Annotated in this window: 20 protein-coding genes and 2 pseudogenes; 16 read left to right on the top strand and 6 right to left on the bottom strand. The window is 44.2% G+C overall.

Annotated elements, in window-relative coordinates:
* Window positions 1–69 precede the first annotated feature (69 nt).
* Complete coding sequence (locus AB4329_RS16535) at window positions 70–462, bottom strand: heme-binding protein (protein WP_017066157.1); 393 nt, start codon at window positions 460–462, stop codon at window positions 70–72.
* 9 nt (window positions 463–471) lie between these two features.
* On the bottom strand, window positions 472–1,482 hold the full coding sequence (locus AB4329_RS16530; protein WP_372138793.1) for an aldo/keto reductase family oxidoreductase: 1,011 nt from the start codon (window positions 1,480–1,482) through the stop codon (window positions 472–474).
* Window positions 1,483–1,614: 132 nt separating this feature from the next.
* On the opposite strand from AB4329_RS16530, the gene AB4329_RS16525 reads away from it, so the two are divergent.
* The 4 genes from AB4329_RS16525 (at window position 1,615) to AB4329_RS16510 (ending at window position 6,017) form a co-directional block, all read left to right on the top strand.
* Window positions 1,615–2,499: a LysR family transcriptional regulator gene (locus AB4329_RS16525; RefSeq protein WP_372138792.1), complete on the top strand. Its 885-nt coding sequence runs from the start codon at window positions 1,615–1,617 to the stop codon at window positions 2,497–2,499.
* Window positions 2,500–2,865: 366 nt separating this feature from the next.
* Entirely contained in the window at window positions 2,866–3,627 is a 762-nt protein-coding gene (locus AB4329_RS16520; protein ID WP_017065514.1) for a YdcF family protein, read from the top strand.
* 477 nt (window positions 3,628–4,104) lie between these two features.
* A complete protein-coding gene (locus tag AB4329_RS16515; protein ID WP_372138791.1) occupies window positions 4,105–5,577 on the top strand; it encodes an aerolysin family beta-barrel pore-forming toxin in 1,473 nt (490 codons plus the stop codon).
* Between the two features lie 218 nt (window positions 5,578–5,795).
* Window positions 5,796–6,017, top strand: coding sequence for a hypothetical protein (locus AB4329_RS16510; RefSeq protein ID WP_017059142.1), 222 nt, complete (start codon window positions 5,796–5,798; stop codon window positions 6,015–6,017).
* Window positions 6,018–6,144: 127 nt separating this feature from the next.
* Here the strand turns inward: AB4329_RS16510 and AB4329_RS16505 are convergent, their stop codons facing one another.
* Complete coding sequence (locus AB4329_RS16505) at window positions 6,145–6,666, bottom strand: DUF2058 domain-containing protein (RefSeq protein WP_010441213.1); 522 nt, start codon at window positions 6,664–6,666, stop codon at window positions 6,145–6,147.
* Window positions 6,667–7,081: 415 nt separating this feature from the next.
* On the opposite strand from AB4329_RS16505, the gene AB4329_RS16500 reads away from it, so the two are divergent.
* Both AB4329_RS16500 and AB4329_RS16495 read left to right on the top strand, forming a co-directional pair.
* A complete protein-coding gene (locus AB4329_RS16500) occupies window positions 7,082–8,416 on the top strand; it encodes a sphingomyelin phosphodiesterase (protein WP_372138789.1) in 1,335 nt (444 codons plus the stop codon).
* 39 nt (window positions 8,417–8,455) lie between these two features.
* Window positions 8,456–9,406, top strand: a complete 951-nt coding sequence (locus AB4329_RS16495; protein ID WP_372138829.1) for a chromosome partitioning protein ParA — start codon at window positions 8,456–8,458, stop codon at window positions 9,404–9,406.
* A gap of 4 nt (window positions 9,407–9,410) precedes the next feature.
* Here AB4329_RS16495 and AB4329_RS16490 read toward each other — a convergent pair whose 3' ends face one another.
* On the bottom strand, window positions 9,411–10,445 hold the full coding sequence (locus AB4329_RS16490) for an AraC family transcriptional regulator (RefSeq protein WP_372138788.1): 1,035 nt from the start codon (window positions 10,443–10,445) through the stop codon (window positions 9,411–9,413).
* A 170-nt stretch (window positions 10,446–10,615) separates the two neighbouring features.
* On the opposite strand from AB4329_RS16490, the gene AB4329_RS16485 reads away from it, so the two are divergent.
* From AB4329_RS16485 to purT, 7 genes are all read left to right on the top strand, one after another.
* Window positions 10,616–11,629 carry a DUF2804 domain-containing protein gene (locus AB4329_RS16485; protein WP_017070924.1) on the top strand — a complete coding sequence of 338 codons (1,014 nt, stop codon included), beginning with the start codon at window positions 10,616–10,618 and terminating at the stop codon, window positions 11,627–11,629.
* An 87-nt stretch (window positions 11,630–11,716) separates the two neighbouring features.
* Window positions 11,717–12,565, top strand: coding sequence for a sterol desaturase family protein (locus AB4329_RS16480; RefSeq protein WP_372138786.1), 849 nt, complete (start codon window positions 11,717–11,719; stop codon window positions 12,563–12,565).
* 206 nt (window positions 12,566–12,771) lie between these two features.
* On the top strand, window positions 12,772–14,196 hold the full coding sequence (gene sbcB, locus AB4329_RS16475; RefSeq protein WP_372138784.1) for an exodeoxyribonuclease I: 1,425 nt from the start codon (window positions 12,772–12,774) through the stop codon (window positions 14,194–14,196).
* 25 nt (window positions 14,197–14,221) lie between these two features.
* On the top strand, window positions 14,222–14,593 hold the full coding sequence (locus AB4329_RS16470; protein ID WP_004734867.1) for a CidA/LrgA family protein: 372 nt from the start codon (window positions 14,222–14,224) through the stop codon (window positions 14,591–14,593).
* 2 nt (window positions 14,594–14,595) lie between these two features.
* The gene (locus AB4329_RS16465) at window positions 14,596–15,273 is read left to right on the top strand and encodes an LrgB family protein (RefSeq protein ID WP_372138782.1); all 678 of its coding nucleotides are present in this window, start codon (window positions 14,596–14,598) and stop codon (window positions 15,271–15,273) included.
* Between the two features lie 286 nt (window positions 15,274–15,559).
* Window positions 15,560–16,447 carry a cytidine deaminase gene (cdd, locus tag AB4329_RS16460; protein WP_017059133.1) on the top strand — a complete coding sequence of 296 codons (888 nt, stop codon included), beginning with the start codon at window positions 15,560–15,562 and terminating at the stop codon, window positions 16,445–16,447.
* 167 nt (window positions 16,448–16,614) lie between these two features.
* Window positions 16,615–17,790 (top strand): formate-dependent phosphoribosylglycinamide formyltransferase, encoded by a 1,176-nt coding sequence (gene purT, locus AB4329_RS16455; protein WP_372112758.1) that lies wholly within the window; start codon window positions 16,615–16,617, stop codon window positions 17,788–17,790.
* Between the two features lie 113 nt (window positions 17,791–17,903).
* On the opposite strand, the gene AB4329_RS16450 is transcribed toward purT, so the two are convergent.
* A complete protein-coding gene (locus AB4329_RS16450) occupies window positions 17,904–18,557 on the bottom strand; it encodes a thiopurine S-methyltransferase (RefSeq protein WP_372117441.1) in 654 nt (217 codons plus the stop codon).
* Between the two features lie 324 nt (window positions 18,558–18,881).
* On the opposite strand from AB4329_RS16450, the gene AB4329_RS16445 reads away from it, so the two are divergent.
* Together AB4329_RS16445 and AB4329_RS16440 are read left to right on the top strand one after the other, a co-directional pair.
* A complete protein-coding gene (locus AB4329_RS16445) occupies window positions 18,882–19,658 on the top strand; it encodes a RelA/SpoT domain-containing protein (protein WP_017059130.1) in 777 nt (258 codons plus the stop codon).
* Between the two features lie 193 nt (window positions 19,659–19,851).
* A pseudogene (locus AB4329_RS16440) lies at window positions 19,852–20,846 on the top strand (ABC transporter substrate-binding protein).
* A gap of 172 nt (window positions 20,847–21,018) precedes the next feature.
* Here the strand turns inward: AB4329_RS16440 and ihfA are convergent.
* A complete protein-coding gene (gene ihfA / locus AB4329_RS16435; protein ID WP_004734853.1) occupies window positions 21,019–21,315 on the bottom strand; it encodes an integration host factor subunit alpha in 297 nt (98 codons plus the stop codon).
* A gap of 449 nt (window positions 21,316–21,764) precedes the next feature.
* On the opposite strand from ihfA, the pseudogene AB4329_RS16430 reads away from it, so the two are divergent.
* Window positions 21,765–21,902 (top strand): annotated as a pseudogene (locus AB4329_RS16430) (GTP-binding protein); the annotation flags it as partial.
* Between the last annotated feature and the right edge of the window lie 108 nt (window positions 21,903–22,010).

Here is a 22,010-nt window from a genome sequence, read left to right as displayed (position 1 = left end):
AACCGATGCACATGCATCGGTTTTTTATTATCTGTTACTTCTAACTTCCATTACTTCACGAGCAACAGCTTAGAACACAAGTTGAATGACTTTTTCGGCAAGTGCTTCATCGTCGTCTTCACTTAATCCGCTGACACCAATAGCGCCAATCACCTGCCCATTTAATTCAATGGGAACACCGCCTTTAAAGCCAGTGATCTTTGGGTCAGTCCAGTAACTTAAGTCTTTACCAGTTTCTCTCGCCCAAGCACCTAAGTTACCGCTTGGCTGTCTATCTCTTGCAGATGTATAAGCTTTGTTCTGTGCTAACAATCCGGCTTGAACACTCACATTATCCATGCGAATAAACGCCAGTAACTCACCGTGCGTATCACACACGCTCACCGCGATTGCTTGTTGATTACGCTCAGCAATGTCTAGAGCGTTAGACACCAGTTGTTGCGCGATCTTTTGATTCAACATATTCATTCCTTATGGCAGTGCTTGACCACGTGAGTACACGTATAGGTTGTACCACTCTTCACGAGACAGGTTTATCTGAGTCGCGACTGCCGAAGCTTTGATTCGCTCTAGATTTGTGGTGCCAATTACAGGTTGGATACGAGCAGGGTGACGAAGCAAAAATGCCAACACAATCGCTTCACTTTCTACGCCATATTGGTTCGCTAACTGAGCCACGTAGTGCGCTGTCTTTTTCACGTTTTCATGTTCTGAATACAAACCTTGCTCAGCAAATCGGCCTTGTGCCAAACAGCCCCAAGCTTGCAGTTGGATGTTATTCAATTGGCAATGTTCAAGAGTGCCTGCGGCGAAGTCTGATTGATGGTGCCCTTGCGAGTTAATCATCACCCCATCATTCAACCAATCCAATTTGGCTAAGCTCATCTCAACTTGATTCGCGACGATGGGTTGCCCAAGCGCAGATTGCAGGTACTGAATTTGATGGCAGTTCATGTTCGACACACCAAAATAATCGACCTTACCTTGCGCTTTTAAGTTCTCTAACGTTCTTGCTAGCTCATCGAGTTCCATCAAAGGATCAGGGCGGTGCAATAACAGCACATCAAGCTTTTCAGTATTCAATCGATTGAGAATACCGTCTACCGATTGGCCTACCCAATCAGCCGAGAAATCATAACGACCAACATTGCCCTCGCCTTCAAAACGAATCCCACACTTAGATTGAATGAACATCTGTTCACGCAGATCAGGCGCTTGTTGTAATGCTTGACCAAAGGCTTGCTCAGCTTTGCTGAAGGTATAGATATCCGCATGGTCGAATAAGTTAATGCCCGATTCTAGTGCGGTGCCGATTACGCTTCGTGTTTGAGCAACATCCGCACTCGTCACTGGATTATCATTCCAGCCACCACCTAACCCCATGCAGCCATAGGCAATTTGCCCAACATTCGGTAGATAATTTGATAATGGGATACGTTTTTTGTCATTCGTTTTGTTTGTAGATTCAGTGCTGTTCGTCATATCGATTCTCGCTTAGAAGATTTGCTGACCAGAAATATGCTTCTATCATATTGTTCTTTTTAAAAAACAGAATATGCTAGTTACGAAATGATTGTTTGATATGACGAACAATAGATTGGTAGGAACGCGCGAATGAACGAACACAAAAGAATAGAACGACTGATCCTGTTTGTAGAACTTGCTCAGCAACTCAACTTTACCAAGGCAGCCGAAAAGCTCGGTATCTCTAAGAGCTACCTTTCTGAACAGATCAAACGTTTAGAGAACGATTTACAGTGCCCGCTTTTGGTCAGAACCACTCGCAGTGTTCGTTTAACCCAAGAAGGCGAACGCGCGTTACAACAAGGCTTAACGATTCGCTCGCAAGTCTTACAGCTTGAACGCAGTGTTTCTGAGCAACACGACATCGTCAAAGGCCTATTACGCCTCACTGCGCCAAAGATGTTTACTGAGGTATATCTATTCGATATCTGCCAACAGTTTAGGCAGCAATACCCTGAGATTCGTTTCGAGATAAACAGTAGCTACACCAACTTTAATCTCAATCAAGATGATATCGATATCGCGTTTCGTGCCACCAATACGCCACCTGACAACATGGTGGCGAAACACTTGATTAGCTATCAACATGATTTAGTCGCGACTCCCGGTTATCTTAACCAATTTGGTCGCCCTACCAATGTGAGTGACTTAAGTGATCATCAATGCTTAGCAACTCTGAACCAAACCGAGTGGCCTTTAAAATCGGTAAATATTGATGTGTCCGGCTGGCTTTCAAGTAATGACAACCACCTGCTTAAGCAACAAGCTATGGCAGGCAGTGGCATCATCCGTATTGCAAGTTACTACGTTGAGAAAGAGGTCGAACTGGGAGAATTAGAGCGAGTGCTGCCTGATGAATGTCTGCAACAAGGCAACAGTATTTATCTGTTCTATCCGCAAGTTATTTATCCGGCAAAGAAACACCAAGTGTTCGTTAAATTTGTTCAGCATTACTTTGAAAACTTGAGAGCTTGATAGTTTAAGATCTTGAAAACTGGAGAGCTCGATCATTTAAGAGCTTGAAGATTTGGTAGTTTAAGAATATGAAAGCTGAGTTAACGAGTTGAAGAAACGGAAACCGATGAACAGATAAATCAAATAACACGAAATAAGGTTTAAATAACCCTCTTGATTTATATGCCTATATTTAAAATGGGATTATCGAACAATAATAAAGCGATTTTTCGAATGCTCTCATCGATGATTGTTCTTGATAGAAAGAAATCGTGCATTTGTTCAATAATACAATGAGTTACCTATGAATGATTAACATAACTGATATATGATGCACCGCTTCAGTATGTCACATCATCTTGGCACCAGTTCGATAACAGGATCCTCATGAGCTTTATTATATTATTACTTCTTCTGCTATTCGTAGGCTTTACACGTTTACTTCAGTGGCGAAAAACCTCTCTGTTTTTATCTCTTGTTCTTATATCGTCATTTGTGCTGATTGGTTCAGGTTTAATTCCTCGTTATTTACTGAACGATCTGCAAGCCGATTACGAAAATAAGCCTGATATCCAATGGTCTGACAATAACGCCATTGTTCTTCTGGGTGCGGGAACGCAGTTAATTAAAAGCACGCAAGAGTTCGAGCCAGCCTTTTTCTCTTTTGGCCGAATCAGTGAAACCGCCAGCCAATATAAAGATTGCGCCAAAACCCAAACCACATGCAAAGTGATCATCAGTGGTGGCGATGCACAAAATAACGGTGTTGCCGAAGCAGAAGTTTATCAGCAACAATTGCTGAGACTTGGCGTTCCGATGGGTGACATCATTCAAGAGCCAAATAGCGTCAACACTTGGAAGAACGCTCAGCTCACTAGTGACCTAATGAAGCATCATAAATTCGACAACATTGTGTTGGTTTCATCTGGCCTACATATTCGTCGTAGCGAGCTCTACTTCAACCACTTCGGCTTGAATGTTATTCCAGTAAGAGCCGACTATATGGCTGCTCAAATTTCATGGTTGCCATTGTGGTACAACTTTGCGGTCACAGATTTTGCTTTGCATGAACAGATTGGCTTTGCTCGTTACAACATTTACAACTTTATGGGTTGGAACAGCAAACGCGAAAAACCAGGTGATGCTTAATCTCTTCCAATTAAGTTAACTCGAACAATAAAAAATGCAGCAGCAATCGAACGGTTGTTGGCTGCATTTTTCGATCTTGCTTATCACAACATCCCTCCTTATTTGGCTTACTCAGTACTTCCCCCTCCTTTAAACAATAAACCTATCTAATCCATCTTGCTGGCCTAAATTTTCCAAGCCAACATACCAAATAACGAGGCTTCAAAAACAGAAACGTTCAACAATTAATCACCCATAGATTGGATTGTTGAAACTAATTGAAGTCATCAAGATAAGTCTTTATCAAACAACAATTTGATCAGTACAACCTCCTGATATCTATAAGTATTTATTTTCAATTCATTTCAGTATTTTTGGCATTGTTTTATATGACAAAGTACACCCCGCTAGAGCCCCTCGGCTTTAAATAATATCAATAAAATCTAATAACTCGATTCTAATAAAAATAGCCAAATAATGGCATTTAGGAACTTATTCATGCTTAACGTCAGTAAAACCGTTCTATTTAGCTCTGCCCTCTGTTTCATCTCTTTTGCCACTCATGCCAAGATATATTCAGACCAAATCGTATTGGATAACCTCGGTGAAGATATCTGCCGTTCCGATTATCGTCCGCTCAGTAATACAGAAGCTCAAGAACACAAAACCGCCCTACTATCTCGCATGAATGTGTGGGACATTGCTGGCCTTAAAAATGACTGGGTGATCATGGGGTCTGGCTACCACGGGCTCATCAAACAAGGACAACCAAGTGACAATACTTGGTGCTACCCCAATACCCCAGACGCAGGCCTGCCTTACTACGAAGCGCAAGCTATCGAAACGAACAATAACCTTGATATTCAACGCGCCTTAGTCTGCGACAACACGAACTTTATCAGGCCACTGAGTTACTTGGCCCATAACCTCGGTTACGCTTGGGTTGGAGGCGATAGCGCGCGTTACGTCGGCCAAGACATGGCAATAAAACCGCTTAACAATGGTTGGGAGATTAAAGGCAATAACGATGGAAGCTGTGCCGGTGATCGCTGTGATGAGAAGACAAGCATCACTGTTGATAACTTCGCTTACACGCTCGATAACACATCGTTTTTACACGGTTCTATGACAGAGACCGACCAAGAACTGATTGAAACCGTCTCGGCTTATGCAATCAATGACGACGATCAGTCTAAACAAATCGTCGTTGACCTTCATTTTGAGCAATCCACACAATGGAGTAAAACCCAACGCTTCGACCTTGCTGATTCAGTCGTCATTGATGAAACCTTTCATTGGCCACAAGTTGGAAAGACAGAAGTAAGAGTAGCGCTAGAAGATGGCCAACGTTTCTCCGATACCAACAGTGGTGCTCGTTTTGAACCAACAGAACTGGAAGCCATCATCACCGTGCCTGCTCACTCAGTACTTCCTTTTCAAGTAGAGTTCTTACGCTCTACCATCACTTACCCATACCGTATCAAAACCAGCATGAGTTACGACGTGAACTTCACAGGTTTCCTTCGTTATAGCGGCAATGCGCTAAGCTCACACCCAACAAACCGCCCGACGGTCTCTCACACCTTTACCATGGGAACCACCAGCGAAGATCAAGCCAATATCCGCTACCAATGGGATCACCGTTATATTCCTGGAGAGATGAAATGGTGGGATTGGAGCTGGGCAATCAACACCAATGGTTTAAGTAGCATGCAGTACGCCGCAGGTGCCAGTGTCCGTCCTTTCTACACCTATGTTTCAGGCCAGTTTAGTGCGGAGTCACAATATTCTGGAATGATCGATATTGGTACCGAGCACTCTATTGATTCATTTAACGCCATGACACCTTCAGGCGATTACACACCCTACTACGCTGGTGACATCAAGGTTCTGACTGACTTCGACCCTGCAGCCCTAGCGCAACTGGGTTATAACAGCGCTCAGCTAACGCTTACCCCAATGCAGCCATAAGCCCATAGAAAGTTTCAGCTGTTATTCCAAGCCCATTGCGTCTGCTCTGGGCTTGATTCTTCTTACATTCTCTCAGTCATACATCTGTATTAGCCGCTAAGTATTCACTTTCTGAATCGTTTTTCATTGACTTAAAAATGAAATCATAACGACACACTAATTTGCGTAACTTAGGGTGCAAATAGGCAATCAGATTACAGTGCCTATCAGGAGGATGTATGAAACCAAATCGATCTACGGTACTCACTGGACATGTAAAACACTGCCCATGCTGCTCTACCGAACTGGTCATCAAAGACCACATTCACGTTTGCCCGCGCAATGAAATTGGCGACTGTTACTTCGATGGCTATGACCAACACGAACAGCGCGCTAATACCGATTTTATCGATCATGCAAGTGCCAATGATAGCCTTGTTTACGGCATGTCAGAACACTAAGCGTTATTCAAGATTTGTTGAAGTCATTTCGCGCCAAAAAAATGCAGCGCCAATCGAGTGATTGTTCGCTGCATTCTTAGATCCTGTAAACTTAGCTAACCATTAAAATGGAGCTAGGCAAAACGGATTACCACATTAGATCATCTGGGATCACGAAGTCTTTGTACGGGTCATCTTCGTCTACTTCGTCTGTGCTACCTGCCTGCGTATCAACGATAGATTCTTCGTCGCGCATAGCAATCTTGTTCGCTACTGCTGTTGGAATAACAACGTAGCTCTCGCCTTGACGAGCAATACTTAGAATGCCTTTACTTAGTTGCTTTTGAGTCAGCTCTTCTACGTAAAGATATTTAACTAGCGTACCGTCGGTGAAGTTGTATTTGATCTCACCGTTCTTCTGTTCGATCTTGTTCATCTCAATCAGTTGCTTCACTTGAGCTTTAATTTCTTTGCTCAACTGTTGTTCTTTCAACTGTTGGTTTAGCTCTTTGTCTTTCGCTTGCTGCGCCAGTTTAGTTTCTTCAGCTGCCGCTTTTGCTTCACGAGACTGAACGCGAGACTTTTTAGAGCCTTTCTTCGCCTTCTTTAATTTTTTCTCATTTACCAAGCCAGCTTTAAGCATCTGCTCTTGGAGTGTTAACTTTGCCATGACTTTCCCAGTTCAGGATTAAAAACGGCACCATCATACCTGTTTTTGAGGTTTCTGTTTACTGAACAAGAGTAAATTACAGAACAATCGCAAAATTTATGCTGATAGCTCTAAGCTGTGTCCATATTCCCTTCTTGTTGCTCACAACCTCCACTTTACCGCGACACACAGTTTTCACTTAAGCACGCCAATATTGGCTGTTCCACCGACTCGAAAGCATTAACTGACCCTATTATTCGCGCGCGTACCACTTATCATTCCGATAAGATAATATGTTAATTTTCAATGGTTAATCAATTTTATAAAACCTTGGCATATATCTCATATTTGAATAAATGCCATAGAGTTATAACTCCAATGTCATAACTCTTGACTACGTTATTCTAGACATCAATCAATAAGGATAACGTAAACGATGAAAACTCAATGGACTTGGTTAGCTGCACTTGTGGCATCCACATCAATCGCTTCGACCTCTGCGATCGCAGACACCGACGTGTATCTCACCAATAACACCAATCAAGTGATGACCATTCAAGCCAACCACACTGTTACCGACCTGCTTCAACTCGGTGATGAGTGGCAACAGCATGTTGAACAGATTGGTCCTTGGGAGACGAAGAAGCTGATAAGTTTCAACCGCTGGACTGGTGTGAAATCTGGGAAGACCTATGAGTTTGACACTGTGGTATCAAACGCTGTGGGCGAAAGTGTCACGCTCAACCAAACCATGAAGGGACATTGGTATAACTCGACACTGCAACATGGTTTGAGTGCCGCAGACGTCAACCTAACATTGCATGACGATCGTAATATTCATCGCAGCACAACCGATGCGTTCGGGGTCAATGCAGAGCTAGCCCTCAAAGCCGATTCTACAGCGCGCTATGATGATATTTATTACACCATCACCCCACCAAAAGTGGATGAGCAACCAGAGCCGGATGCCAATACACTCAAGGTCATGACTTACAACATCTGGGCGCTGCCTGCCATCGCTTCACATATTGGTGACCGCTATGACCTACTCCCTCAATATGTAAAGGGCTATGACGTGTTGGCGCTTCAAGAGGTGTTTGCTAACGGCAGAGATGAGTTCTTGCGTGAGCTTGCGAAAGAGTATCCTTATCAAACTAAAATGCTCGATAAAGATGGGATTAACATATACGACGGTGGTGTGATCATTGTCAGCCGCTATCCTATCGTTAATGAAGCGCAGTATGTTTTCCCTGATTGCACGGGCACAGATTGCTTTGCTGATAAAGGTGTTAACTACGCGGAAGTTATCAAGAATGGTCAGGCTTACCATGTTTTCGGTACCCACACGGCATCATTCGATACGGACACCGCTCGTGATTACCGACAACGTCAATTCAAGCAGATGCGTGCACTGGCGCAGTCTCTGAATATCCCGGCATCAGAAACTGTGGTTTACAGCGGTGACTTCAACGTGAACAAGCTCAAGTTCCCAGACGACTACCAACAGATGTTCGCTAACCTGCAAGCTGACGAACCAACCTACTCAGGTTACACCGCTTCTACCTTTGACCCACGCATCAACAACTTTGCGGGTGAACCTATGTCGGGTGGTGAAAACGTTGAGTATCTCGATTATGTGGTAGTGAGCTCGGAATATGCCGCCAAAGCTCATAACGACAATCGTGTGGATGTCCCAAGATCAACAAGCAGTGAGTTATGGAAGCACTACAACCTTTCAGACCACTTCCCTGTTAGCGCCGTCATTAAGTAACTCGGTGAACGCATAATGCATCGACTTATATTAACCCTAATGCTCGTCTTAACGGCGAGCATTATTGGCTATTCGTGGTCATCAAAAACGAACGAAACAGCGCTATCTTCTGCTCAACACACAGAACCTAAGCCGCGTGTTTCTACGACAACTAATGACGATAATTCCACGCCTACTGCAACCGCTAGTTCGGAAAACTCCGCATCGCACAGCAATCAAGCCCAAGCTGGAGCACTGGACGGTAAAATTCTTGCTGAAAACTTGAGTGAGCTTGAAGGCAAGGCTTTGTTCGATGAACTCGATGGGTTCTGGAAGCTTTGCCAACAACGTGATGACTGCACTGAGCAACTAGCACGATTGAAATCAGAATTGCCGAGTATATGGTTTGAATTACTGAGCGACTATCCGCAGCTATCGGCTGACTGGCAATTAACACAAAGCACTATCCCACTTGAATCCATAGAGACTCTTGAAGATCGTGTTGCCTTATTCAAGCAATCTGCACAACAAGTATGGGGAGAGTTGGCCCACCAGCTATTCGCTGACCAGTTTGCTCATCTGGATTTTACGCTTGACGCTAACACCCTTGAAAAGAACGAAGCGAGCCAGTTTTTGGCCAACTATCAAGATTTGCTTAGTGAATGGCAAAACAATACGGGCACGTTAAACGCCGAAACACAGCTTCAAAAATATGAACTGGCAGTATCTTTGATACCCAGCAGCTATAGCCCTGCTGAAGTAGCATCAGTCAAAGCCGACCTTCAAGATGCCTACTTAGATGAAGCGCAGGCCAGCAACATTGCCGCGCGAGAACAACAAGTCGCACAACAGCAACAAACCGTGATGAGTTATCACGAGCAACTGGATCAGCTCAAAGCGACCTTAGACTCTCAGCGCTCATCAAGTTATGCCACTTGGACTCAACAAGATTGGGACAGTTATTATCAACAGCAAGTCACCGATTTCAGGGAGCAGTTCTTTAGCAAGTAACGCCTTAACTTAAACCATCACGAAACTGAGCGGGCGTTTTATTGAGCCAACCTTTAAACGCCCTTCTGAAATTTGCAGGGTCGCTATAACCGAGCCTTTCACCGATGTCATCAATGCTCATGGTTGTGCCGAGTAATAGCTCTTTGGCCAGCTCCACTCGAACTTCGGTAAGCAATATTTGGTAACTGGATTCATGGGTCACTAGCTCTCGCCTGAGTGTACGAGAGCTACAACCAAACTCATCCGCGAGTTGTTCAATATTCGGGAAACTGCCTGCGGTTTGATAAAAGATCGTTTTGATCTGGTTAGTCAGCAGATGCTCAGAGTCCAACGTTTCCATTATCGACTGGCAAGACGCAAGATAGCGCTTCAGTGTCGCTGCATCATGAGTCAATAAGGTTTGCGACAAAACCGATACATCAAAACGCAGTTCACAATGGCTCTGCTCAAAAACTACAGGGCACTGGAAACGATCGTCATAGAGCTTGGCGTAATTAGTGCGTGTATAAGGCAAAGCCAAAATATGAATATCCAACTCATGACCAGTCAGCTCTTTGAATAAAGAGACGATTGAACTCAAGAAATATTCACTGCAGAAAGGAAGCAGATCGCCCACTTCCAATGTGTTCTCAATCTGAATCACTGCTTGCTCGGAATCTAGAAACAATTTAACCGAGAAGATAGGACCGTTCAGGCGCAAATACTTGAAGCCCGACTTGATGGCCTCCCCGACATTTTGACTGGTTGATAGCGTATAACCCAACACACCAAAGTGGCTCAAGCTAGCGTGCTCTCCCAACCAAAGCCCCAAACCATCGTGAGGAAAACTCTGATTAGCCGCGCTAAACAACGAAAGCTTGTCAGCGTAAGTCAGTTTTCCATTCGGATCTCGCCAATCCATGTTCGGCAAACCCACATCATTGAGTAGCCTTTCAATATCGATACCTCGTTGCTCTAGCGTATTCAACAGCAGCGCGATATCTAATGTACCCAACTGGTGCCTATGTCCGGTTGGCTTATACTCCGCGATAATCTCCAATCGTCTCTCCTTATATCGAGCCCATTCCCATCAACATGACTACTCAGCCTTAACAACACATGCTGACAAAATCGTGATTGGTAACGCGCTCTTGTCCGAATATGACCTCCCAATTCTACGCTACTCATCGCACAATGGCTTTAGTTGTTAAAATAATGTGAACCATCGCAATGATAAAAACCAACCCAGCCCCACACAGTTTGATTAATTCTAATGGTCAGCCGATCATTGGGCATTTCGATGGCATCCTTAAACACCTAAACATCGAGAACTTTGACTACCGAAACTCGATGGATTCAAAAGCAAACCCTTGGCAGAAGCACTTCCACTATAAGCAATTCCAGTTTGTCAGCATCGTCACCGACACACACATTATCGGCGTCGCTATCGCGGATATTCGCTACTTAGGCTCGGCATTTTGTTATCTGTACGACATAGAAAACAACCATCTGCAAGAGTCATCTTGGTTGAGGCCATTAGGGTTTGATAAGCATGTAACGCCTTCACCATTTGAAGGAAAGACAAGCATTGCAGATCAAAGCATTGCTTTCTATATCGAGGGCGGACAATGGCGAGTTCGCTTGAATACGAAATTCATCAAGGCCGATATTTCTTTAGAGCCTGAAACCGACAGCTTGCCCATGGCGATGTGCAGCCCAACGGGTTATTCAGGTTGGACTTACACCCAAAAGCACAATGCTTTGCGCATCAGCGGTGAAATCCAAATCAAGGGAGAATCACTCGTTCTCGAACAAGCTCGTGCCGGTTATGACTTTTCAGCGGGTTACATGAGACGTGAAACCAGTTGGCGCTGGGCAAGCATCAACACGCAATCCAATGGGACAGATATTGGCTTGAACCTCGCAGCAGGCGTCAATGAAACCGGAGGCTGCGAGAACGTTTTATGGATCAATGGAACTCGGCACTTACTTAACCCGGTACAGTTTGCGTTTAGTCGCCAAGACACCAATTTACCTTGGCAGATAACATCACAAGATGGACGTATAAACCTGACCTTTACGCCCTTAAATAATCGCAGCGAAAAGCTCAATTTATGGCTGTTAAAAAGTAACTTTCGTCAGTTCATTGGTCACTTTTCTGGCTCGATTGAAGACAACAATGGAGTGACACATCAACTCGATGGTGTTCTTGGCCTAACAGAAGATCACTTTGCTCGCTGGTAGCGAAATTTTGCTAACTGAATTTCAGGCGAGCAAGTCTAAGTAAACTTGATACTAAGAACGCGTATGGCGTCTCAACAAGGATAAAACATGAATATCGACGCATTAATCAATTACCCAGAATGGCTACTGCTGGTATTAGCGCCCTTGTTCGTGGTGTGCATGTTGGCTGAGTATTTTATCGGTCAGAAGCAAGGTCGACTGCCTGATAACTCCAGCTATAAGCTTTCAGAAGTGATGTGTAATTTCACGCTGGCGGGAATGCATCAACTCTCCGATTTGCTCACCGGGTTATTGGTCGTGCAGCTGTATCTCTGGATGTTTGGTTGGCGCTTAATGGACATTGAAATGGGCGTGCTGAGTTTTGTTGTATTGATGGTGTTGCAAGACTTTTGCTATTACTGGTTCCACAGAGCAAGCCATCGTGTTCGCTGGATGTGGGCAGCACACGTGGCACACCACAGTTCAGAAAGCATGAACTTCAGTACGGCTTTCCGTCAAAGCTTAATGTATCCACTTGCTGGGATGTGGCTATTTTGGGTACCGCTCGTCATCATCGGTTTCGACCCTAAATGGGTCATCTTTGTGGTGCTTCTGAATCTAGGTTTGCAGTTCTTTGTCCATACACAATGGATACGAAGCTTGGGGCCACTTGAATACATCTTTAACACCCCATCACACCACCGTGTGCATCACGGCAAAAACCCGCAATACATAGATAAGAACTACGCCGGTGTTTTGATCATTTGGGATAAGTTGTTTGGTACGTTCGAACCTGAAGTTGAAACTGTACGTTATGGCGTCACCAAACCCGTGAACAGTTTTAATCCGATAGTGGTCACCTTTCAAGAATGGAAGGCCATATTCAAAGATTTGAAGAACCGAGAGTTAACCATGAAGCAGAAAGTCCAGTTGATACTCTCGCCTCCATCGGATTAAACGGACGATAGACAGATTGTATTAACTAAGAAACCGCCTCAATTGGTTTCAAAACCTTCCCCACTGACTCGATTGAATAGTAAAGCACCGTTTTCCGGCAATTTATTTGTGATCTGGGTTGCACGCGTACCGCATACTATCAGATACTGAACAAAACTAACCTTCAGCCACAGTAAACGTTCCGCGCTTGCTGTTCAGGAAATTCAATGAGTTCAGATAATCAGCCAACCTACTTCTTTTTCGATTACGAAACATGGGGCGTTAGCCCAGCAAAAGACCGTCCGAGTCAGTTTGCGGGTGTTCGTACCGACCAAGATTTCAATGTTATTGGAGAGCCTCTGGTTATCTATTGCCAACCTCCCGCTGATTACCTCCCTGCGCCTGAAGCTGCACTGATCACCCGTATCACACCACAAAAAGCGGCTTCACAAGGTCTCCCTGAGCCAGAGTTTATCGCTAAGATCCATGCTGAGTTAGCGAAACCTAACACCACAAGCCTTGGCTACAACAGTATTCGATTTGATGATGAAGTAACGCGTTACACCTGTTACCGAAACTTCATCGACCCATATGCGTGGAGCTGGCAGAATGGCAACTCTCGTTGGGATTTATTAGATGTAATGCGCGCTGTTCACGCACTGCGTCCTGAAGGCATTGTTTGGCCAGAGAACGAAGAAGGTTACCCAAGCTTCAAACTGGAACACCTATCTGTGGCAAACGGCATTGAACACGAGAACGCGCACGATGCGATGGCCGATGTTATTGCGACCATCGAGTTAGCGAAGAAGCTGAAAGCTGCGCAACCTAAGATGTTCGATTACCTTTACAACATGCGTCATAAGCGTAAGCTGAATGATCTGGTTGATATCGTAAACATGACACCATTAATGCACGTTTCAGGCATGTTTGGCCGTGACTGCAACTACACCAGCTGGATTGTGCCTATGGCTTGGCACCCAACCAATCAAAATGCCGTTATCGTGGTTGATTTAGCCAAAGATCCAAGCCCACTGTTAGAACTGGACGCTGATGAACTCAGAGACAGACTCTACACCAAACGCAGTGAACTGGATGAAGACGAACTACCCGTACCCATCAAATTGGTTCAGCTAAACAAGTGCCCTATTCTTGCTCCAGCCAAAACGCTAACGGCTGAAAATGCTGAAACCATCGGTATCGATCGCCAACAATGCCTGAAAAACTTGGCACTGCTGCGCGAACACCCAGAGATCCGCGAAAAACTGATCGGCCTGTACTCACAAGAGCGAGAGTACGAAAAGAGTGATGATGTTGATACACACCTTTATGACGGTTTCTTCTCACCTGCTGATAAAACAGCGATGAACATCATTCGCGAAACTGACCCAAATAACTTGGCAGCTTTAGATATCACCTTCGGTGACGAACGAATTAAACCGTTACTGTTCCGTTACCGTGCGCGTAACTTCCCATGGACGCTCGACGAAGCTGAGCAATTGAAATGGGCGAACCATTGTCGTGAGTTTTATGAGTGCCGTTTAGAAGAGTACATGCTCAACCTTGAAAACCTCGCGCACGAACATGAAAGCGACGAGAAGAAAATGGCTATCTTGAAGGCGGTTTATCAGTACGTAGAAAAGTTAGCTAGCTAATTCCATTATCAAGAGACGTAACACTTTGAAAGAAAGATTGATCCAACTGGTTTACTGCTTAATCTCCTTCACCTTAATCATAGGTGCACTTACAGCAGGTAACGCGTTACAGCACTTTTTGGATACCTCAATTCCAGGCAGTATTTTTGGCATGTTGATTCTGTTTGCCGCCATGGTGATTGGTATTGTTCCTTCGCACTGGGTACAACCCGGCGCAAGCTTGATTATCCGCCTAATGATCTTACTGTTTGTTCCGATCAGTGTTGGGTTGATGGATCACTTCGACATGCTCATCGCGAACGCATTGCCAATTATGGCGAGCGCCGTTGGTGGCACATTATTGGTGTTAGTATCCTTATCATGGTTCTTAGACCGCTTGCTTTCGAGAGGTAACTGATCATGTGGATTCTACTCACCATCGTGGTATTCCTATTTGCTCGCTGGGTAAGTCAAAAAGTAAGCTCGCCGCTGTGTAACCCCCTGCTTATCAGCATTGGTATCATCATTCCGATTCTCACGTTCTTTAGAGTACCGTTTGAGACTTACTATGCTGACAACACTTGGATTACCTACATGCTGCAGCCTGCGGTTGTTGCACTTGCTTACCCACTTTATGAGCAGCTACCTCAAATCAGAGCTAACTGGCGCATCATTACCTTTGCGTGCACGCTAGGCAGTGTGATGTCGATGACAACAACGGCAGTGATCGCAGTAGCATTTAAAGCGGACTTAACTTTGATTGCGAGCTTGTTAGGCAAATCAGTCACCACGCCAATTGCAATGGAAGTATCGAGCCATTTAGGTGGTGAAGCAGCGATTGCGGCAATACTGGTATTGATTGTGGGTCTATTTGGGGCAATTTTTGCTTACCCAATCTACAACCTCATTGGTATTAAGAGCCCGATCGCCCGTGGTTTAACCATGGGTACCGTGTCTCACGCTTTAGGCACCGCGACTTGTGCGGAAAAGAATCAGGAAGATGCAGCATTCAGTTCTTTGGCTCTTGTGCTTTGTGGCGTCATTACCTCAATCATCGCACCGAGTATATTTTCGCTCGTGGTTTGGTTCTACTCTTAACCTAAACGATCACTACGCGATTCAGCCCAACCAGAATGCTGTTTATTACAGTGTCTGTTTGGGCTTTTTATTCGCATTTATTTAGCAATAGCAGTCAAGTCACGGTCTTTTACGAGCAATAAGTGCGATATCAGCTGTATAAATGGCTCTTGTAATCGATTTCAAGTGTGACCTCACTCTAATTATGCAAGCCAATGTAACAACAACAATTCAATAGTGATCTTTATCACAGAAAATTCCTGAGTAATGCATAAACTTAAAGCCTAAGGTCAATTAAGGATTCAACATGAACAGTCGTATTACCCTGGCGCTGGAAAGTGCTCCATCATCAATGAAAGCGCTTTTGAGTGACATCGTATTAGCAGACAACTTTGACGCGACATTGTCTCCAGAACAATTTGCTAGCCTACTGCAAGCAAGTGGTCTAGCGGATGACGAGCTACGTATTGCGCTACTTCCTTTTGCCGCAGCGTATTCTTACGCTCCGTTATCTGACTTTTATGTTGGTGCAATCGTGCGTGGTTTGTCTGGTACTCTGTATTTTGGTGCAAACCTTGAAATCGCTGGTGCTCAACTTGGTCAAACCGTTCACGCTGAGCAATCTGCAATCAGCCACGCTTGGATGAAAGGCGAACTAGGTATCTCAGATATCACCATAAACTTCAGTCCTTGTGGTCACTGTCGTCAATTCATGAACGAACTGACAACAGCAAAAGAACTTAAAGTTCAGCTGCCACAACGTGATGAAATGTCTCTGCAAGAGTATCTGCCAGACTCGTTCGGCCCTGCTGATTTAGGTGTAACAACTGGCTTAATGACAAAACTTGATCATAAATACACGACCGAAGAAACAACGCCTATTGTTGTAGAAGCGCTAGCAGCACTAAACCGCAGCCATGCTCCTTACACCAAAAACCTAAGTGGTGTTTCACTACAACTGACGTCAGGTGAAATTTTTACGGGAGCTTACGCTGAAAATGCAGCGTTCAACCCGAGCCTACCACCTCTGCAAGTCGCGTTAATTCAACTTAAACTGGCTGGCTTCGATTTCGAACAAATTGAAAGTGCTGCTTTGGTTGAAATCGCAGAAGGTAGCATCAGTCACCTAGCGGATACGCAATCTACATTAGAAGCGATTAATCCCGACATTCCAGTGACTTACTTAGCAATCTAAGTACATCTGATTAACAAAAATTTAAATAAGCAGCCCTATTTAACAGGGCTGCTTTTTTTATGCCTGTAATTAAAGCAACAACTTGCGCAAACGTTTGCTTTTATCATTGAAATAAGTATGATCACCCCGTTTTCAATCAATCGTTCAAAAGATCGGAAGGAATTTCTATGTTTGGTACTGCTACTCGTGAAAATGCTACTCGTGTACTTCTATTAGGTTCGGGTGAACTCGGAAAAGAAGTTGCCATCGAGTGCCAACGTTTAGGTTTAGAAGTTATTGCTTGTGACCGTTATGCAGACGCACCGGCAATGCAAGTTGCGCACCGTAGCCATGTATTAGACATGTTAGATGGTGATGCGCTACAAGCTATCATTGAGCTAGAAAAACCAGATTATGTGGTTCCTGAAATTGAAGCTATTGCCACTAGCAAGTTAGTTGAACTTGAAGCACAAGGCTTGAATGTCGTTCCAACGGCTAATGCAACCAAGCTAACCATGAACCGTGAAGGCATTCGTCGTTTAGCCGCTGAAGAGTTAAAACTAAGCACTTCGCCTTACCGCTTTGCAGACACTTTTGAAGATTTCGCCGCTGCTGTTGAGTTCGTAGGTATGCCTTGCGTTGTTAAGCCGGTAATGAGTTCTTCAGGCAAAGGCCAAAGCGTTATCAAAACCGAAGAAGATATCCAGAAATCTTGGGACTACGCACAAGAAGGTGGCCGTACTGGCGCGGGTCGTGTAATCGTTGAAGGCTTCATCGACTTTGATTACGAAATCACGCTTCTAACCGTTCGTGCTGTCGACGGTGTTCACTTCTGTGCACCTATCGGTCACCGTCAAGAAGACGGTGATTACCGTGAATCATGGCAGCCACAGGTCATGTCTGACAACGCACTTAAAGCGGCGCAATACACGGCAGAGCAAGTGGTTAACGCATTAGGCGGTCACGGCATCTTTGGTGTTGAACTGTTCGTTAAAGGCGACCACGTGATCTTCAATGAAGTCTCCCCTCGCCCACATGATACTGGCTTGGTTACTCTGATGTCTCAAGACTCATCGGAATTTGCACTACACGTACGCGCATTTACAGGTATGCCGATCAAATCAATTACTCAGTATGGCCCTTGTGCCTCTGCCGTAATCCTTGGTCAAGGCACATCAACGAATATCCGCTTTGAAGGCCTTGCAGAAGCGCTAGACGCACCACAAACGCAAGTTCGCTTGTTTGGTAAGCCTGATATCGATGGTCGCCGTCGTCTTGGTGTGGCGCTTACTCGTCGCAACAGCACTGAGACAGCGATTGAAGATGCAATTGAGAGCGCGTCAAAAGTAAAAGTGATTTACTAACCTGCTATTCAATTCTGAACAATCACGAGTTCAAATCTGAACCATAAAAAGACGGGCTATCGAGCCCGTCTTTTTGTTGGTGTTATCTGTTCGCTTAACTAAGCAGACTGAACTTAAGCGTCTGACTCAATCAAATACACTTCTTCACAGAAGCGAGACAAGCCTTTCTTAGCAATCTTCGGATGTTCATCGTTCGCTATATCTTGATTCAACAATGTAATTTTGTATCCTGCAAACAATTGAGCAATCTCTAACTTAGGTACGCTAAACGGAGGCCCAGCCATTTCGTTTTGGTCGTAATCCAGTGTTACCAAAAGAATCTTACCACCCGGTTTCAGTAGTTGTTTCAAACGCTCGACATACTGCACTCGCATCTCTTCAGGCAATGCGACTAAAGACGCGCGATCATAAATGGTATCGACAGGTTGGATTGGCGCTGAAAAGTAATCGCCCGTGTAGATGTTCAGTTCATCGAATTGGTAGAGCTCGTGCTGACCGCTAATTTGAGTCACAGTCGGGGTATAAAGGTGCTCTGCAAAAAATGCGCGAACCGCAATCTGGCTTAACTCGACACCTTGAACATCTTCATGCTTTGAAGCTAGCCAAATCAGATCTTCACTTTTGCCACAAAGTGGAACAAACACACTCTTCTCGTAGCTAGGCTCAGTCTTTTCCCAAAATTTAATCAGAAGTGGGTTTACATCTTCGAGGTGGAAACCAATTTGGTTGGCTGCCCATTTATTGTGCCAAAATTCAGGATTATTCATCTTTCGTTCATGTTAAACAGTCATAATGCAAGGGTACAGTATAGAGAGGTAAGAGCAACCTTAGCTTGGTTTAAAGTACTAAATTGATTTCGATAAAATCAGAAACTGGCTAAGTTCAAAGTTCTGATAATTGCGGAACTAACGGTTGGGTTATTTGGCTATATCTTCACATTTTAAAGCAATATTAAACGTTAGAATTGGTTTCTGTCTTAGCTAGCCTCATTTAATATGTAGTGAAATTAGTTAAGCTGTTTTTACTCTTGTGCGTTACTGGTTACCCCTTTTGACTACCCGTTTTTTGTAACCTTGTATTTTGGAGTTTGAATGAGTGTATTTCTCCGTACGACGGCCCTAATGCTTTTGGTATTGAGCCGAGCGCCTGCATTCGCAGCAGCACCTGTTTCAACAAGTTCAACAGATCAAACGCGCACTCCTGCGCAAAACCAAGTATCTTCAAACGTATTCCGTCATAGTTTGAGCGGCCTTTACGGCATCAAAGCCTTCGACTCACGCCCGACTCAGCCTTACACCGACTTCGATATTTTGTACAGCAAAGCGCATCAAGGCCAAGCTGAACTAGAAACTATCTGTAAAAGTACTGCCCTACTCACCAATTCTGAAGCGCTATTTGCTGGCGTTAAATCTCAAGCTCGCGCAGAAGAAAAAATCGCCCTTGAGCTTGATGGTGATGTGACAAAAATTACCGACTTAGCCCGTGCAACTATCATCGCGAACGATGTAGAGAGCTTGGTTGAAGTTTACGAAGCGCTAAGCCGTGAAGCAGACGTTGTTAAGCTGAAAAATAAGTTTAAATCGCCGGCTGACTCTGGTTACCGTGACCTTAACTTGTTGGTTCGTTTGCCTAAAACCAACATCATTGCAGAGGTTCAACTTCACTTAAAAGCGATTGCTGATGTGAAAAGTGGTCCTGAGCACGAGCTGTACGAAATTATCCAAGGTATTGAGCGTCACGCAATTGCAGAACATCGCCCAATCAACGATATCGAAGCGGCACAAATCAATAGCCTACGACGCCAATCTTTAGAGCTTTACCAACAAGCATGGCAACCGTACATTACAACGCACATTAAAGCGGCTTAACACATAGATAGGCTATTCCAATAAACATCACAAGGGCTGCACTCGCAGCCCTTTTTAGTACTTGTTGAGTAGCCTCTCCACTTCCTATCCCAAATAATCAGATCGTTTAAATTTAGATCTCAGTCTCTTTTCTCCGTCGAACATTTCTGTTTCTATAGCGAATAAGCTTCTGACAAGAAAAGGAATTACGTCAATGCAGAATAACAAATCCATGCTTTCCATCGCGCTACTTGCTGCGTTTTCTGTACACGCTAGTGCTGACGAATGCGGAAAGATCACCATTGCAGACATGAACTGGAACTCGGCGAGCCTATTGCTCATGTCGACCAATTCATTTTGAATAACGGCTACGGCTGTGAAGCGGACTTAATCCCCGGTGATAGCGTCCCTACGGGCACGTCAATGATTGAAAAAGGTCAACCTGATGTTGCGCCAGAGCTTTGGACTAATGGCATCAAAGAAGCGTTGGATAAGGGTGTTGCGGATAAGCGTCTACGTTACGCGGGCAAGTCTTTGGTCAACGGCGGTGAAGAAGGTTTCTGGGTACCAAACTACCTTGTTGAACAGTACCCAGAGCTTACAACCATTGAAGGTGTGATTAAAAACGCAAAGCTGTTTGAACACCCAGAAGATGATGAGAAGTTTGCGTTTTATAGCTGCCCTGCGGGTTGGACTTGTCAGATTACCTCCGGTCACCTGTTCGATGCGCTTAAGTTAGAAGATCACAATTTTGAAATGGTTGATCCCGGCTCAGGCGCCGCTTTAGCAGGTACGATAGCGAAAGCTTACGAACGCAAAAAAGCATGGTTTGGATATTACTGGTCGCCTACGCCTGTGCTAGGTAAGTATGAAATGGTGAAGGTTGATTTCGGAAGTGGTACTGACATTGAGGAATTCCGTAACTGTACGACACAACCTGATTGTGAATCTCCTAAAGTGACCATGTATCCACCAGCACCGGTTCACACAATCACCACAGAAGCCTTTGCTAATAACGAACCTCTTGCCTACCAATACTTTGAAAAGCGTGGTTTTACCAATAAACAAATGAGTGAGTTGCTGGCCTGGATGGAAGACAACCAAGCCGACGCCGAAGAAGCCATGTATTACTTTCTAGAAAGCTCACCACAGGTATGGAAGCCTTGGGTGTCTGAAGACATCGCAAGTAAGGTTCAACAAGCCCTTTAGAGTGAAGATTCAAAGTCAGAGGCCTAGCCTCTGTTTTCGCATCTAAAGCAAGTTCTTACCGGACAGTAAATAGATGGAGTTTGAGAAAGGTTACTAAAAATTAAAGAAATGCGTTTAGCTTAAACTCTATGCAGATACAAAAAGACCACGCTAGGCATGGTCTATTGCTTGGCTACTTCTCGATTTTAATATTTTCGACACGGGCCTTTAGTTTTTGTCCCGGTCTAAAAGTAACAACACGTCGAGCAGAAATTGGAATGTCTTCACCAGTTTTCGGGTTACGACCAGGTCGCTCGTTTTTCTCGCGAAGATCAAAATTACCAAAACCAGACAGTTTTACCTGTTCGCCATTTTCGAGCGCTTTACGAACTTCTTCGAAAAACACTTCCACCGTTTCCTTGGCATCCCGCTTGCTGTATCCGAGTGTCTCAAACAGGTTCTCAGCCAAATCGGCCTTCGTGAGTGCCATAAAACTTTCCTCAAAGCTATGTTAAACATTGCTACCATCGCCAGTAGCGCCAAAGCATTTACCCTATTCAATCAATGAGATAAGGTCATTTACTAGGAAAGTGTATGCCAAGCTTCTGATTTTCGCCAACTTTTTTATCTTAACTATTTAATTATTCTTTCAAATCAGAAAGATAACTCGCTTCAAATTTCACATATATAGCTAAAAACCATCTACTCAACAGTAACGAAATGGCGTTATATTCCATACAAACAACCATTAATAGAATTTAAAACTTTAGCGAACTAAATAATAATTTTTGAGACTTTTCTCCGATACCCAATAAAATCAGCCACTTGATTTGATATGGGACTCAACAGAGGTTACTAAATAAGCGTTATTAAATATAAAATTTGTATCATTTCAGAATTTAATTCGAATTCACTTATAAAAGCCTATGTTCTTTTGAGGTTTTCGGTTACAACTTAACAGAGGATGGCTTGACGGAATCAGAACTCGATGAGTGTATCGAAATCAGAATAGAAATGATCGGTCTAGAAATAGACGATGATCTTGAGAGCCAGTTACTTGCGTGTATGGTTAGTTGATTGCTTAGTAAGTTGGTTATTTAAATAACTTCACTTCTTCGACATAGAATAAGACCTCACAAGTGCGAGGTCTTATTTGTCATTCAAAGCTGCTCATGCAATATCAGC

Origin of the sequence: Vibrio sp. 10N.261.54.A5 (genome assembly GCF_041471145.1) — a bacterium.
GTDB classification, from domain to species: domain Bacteria; phylum Pseudomonadota; class Gammaproteobacteria; order Enterobacterales; family Vibrionaceae; genus Vibrio; species Vibrio crassostreae_C.
Note: the sequence above shows the minus strand (reverse complement) of the source record. Positions and strands in the feature narration are given on the sequence as shown.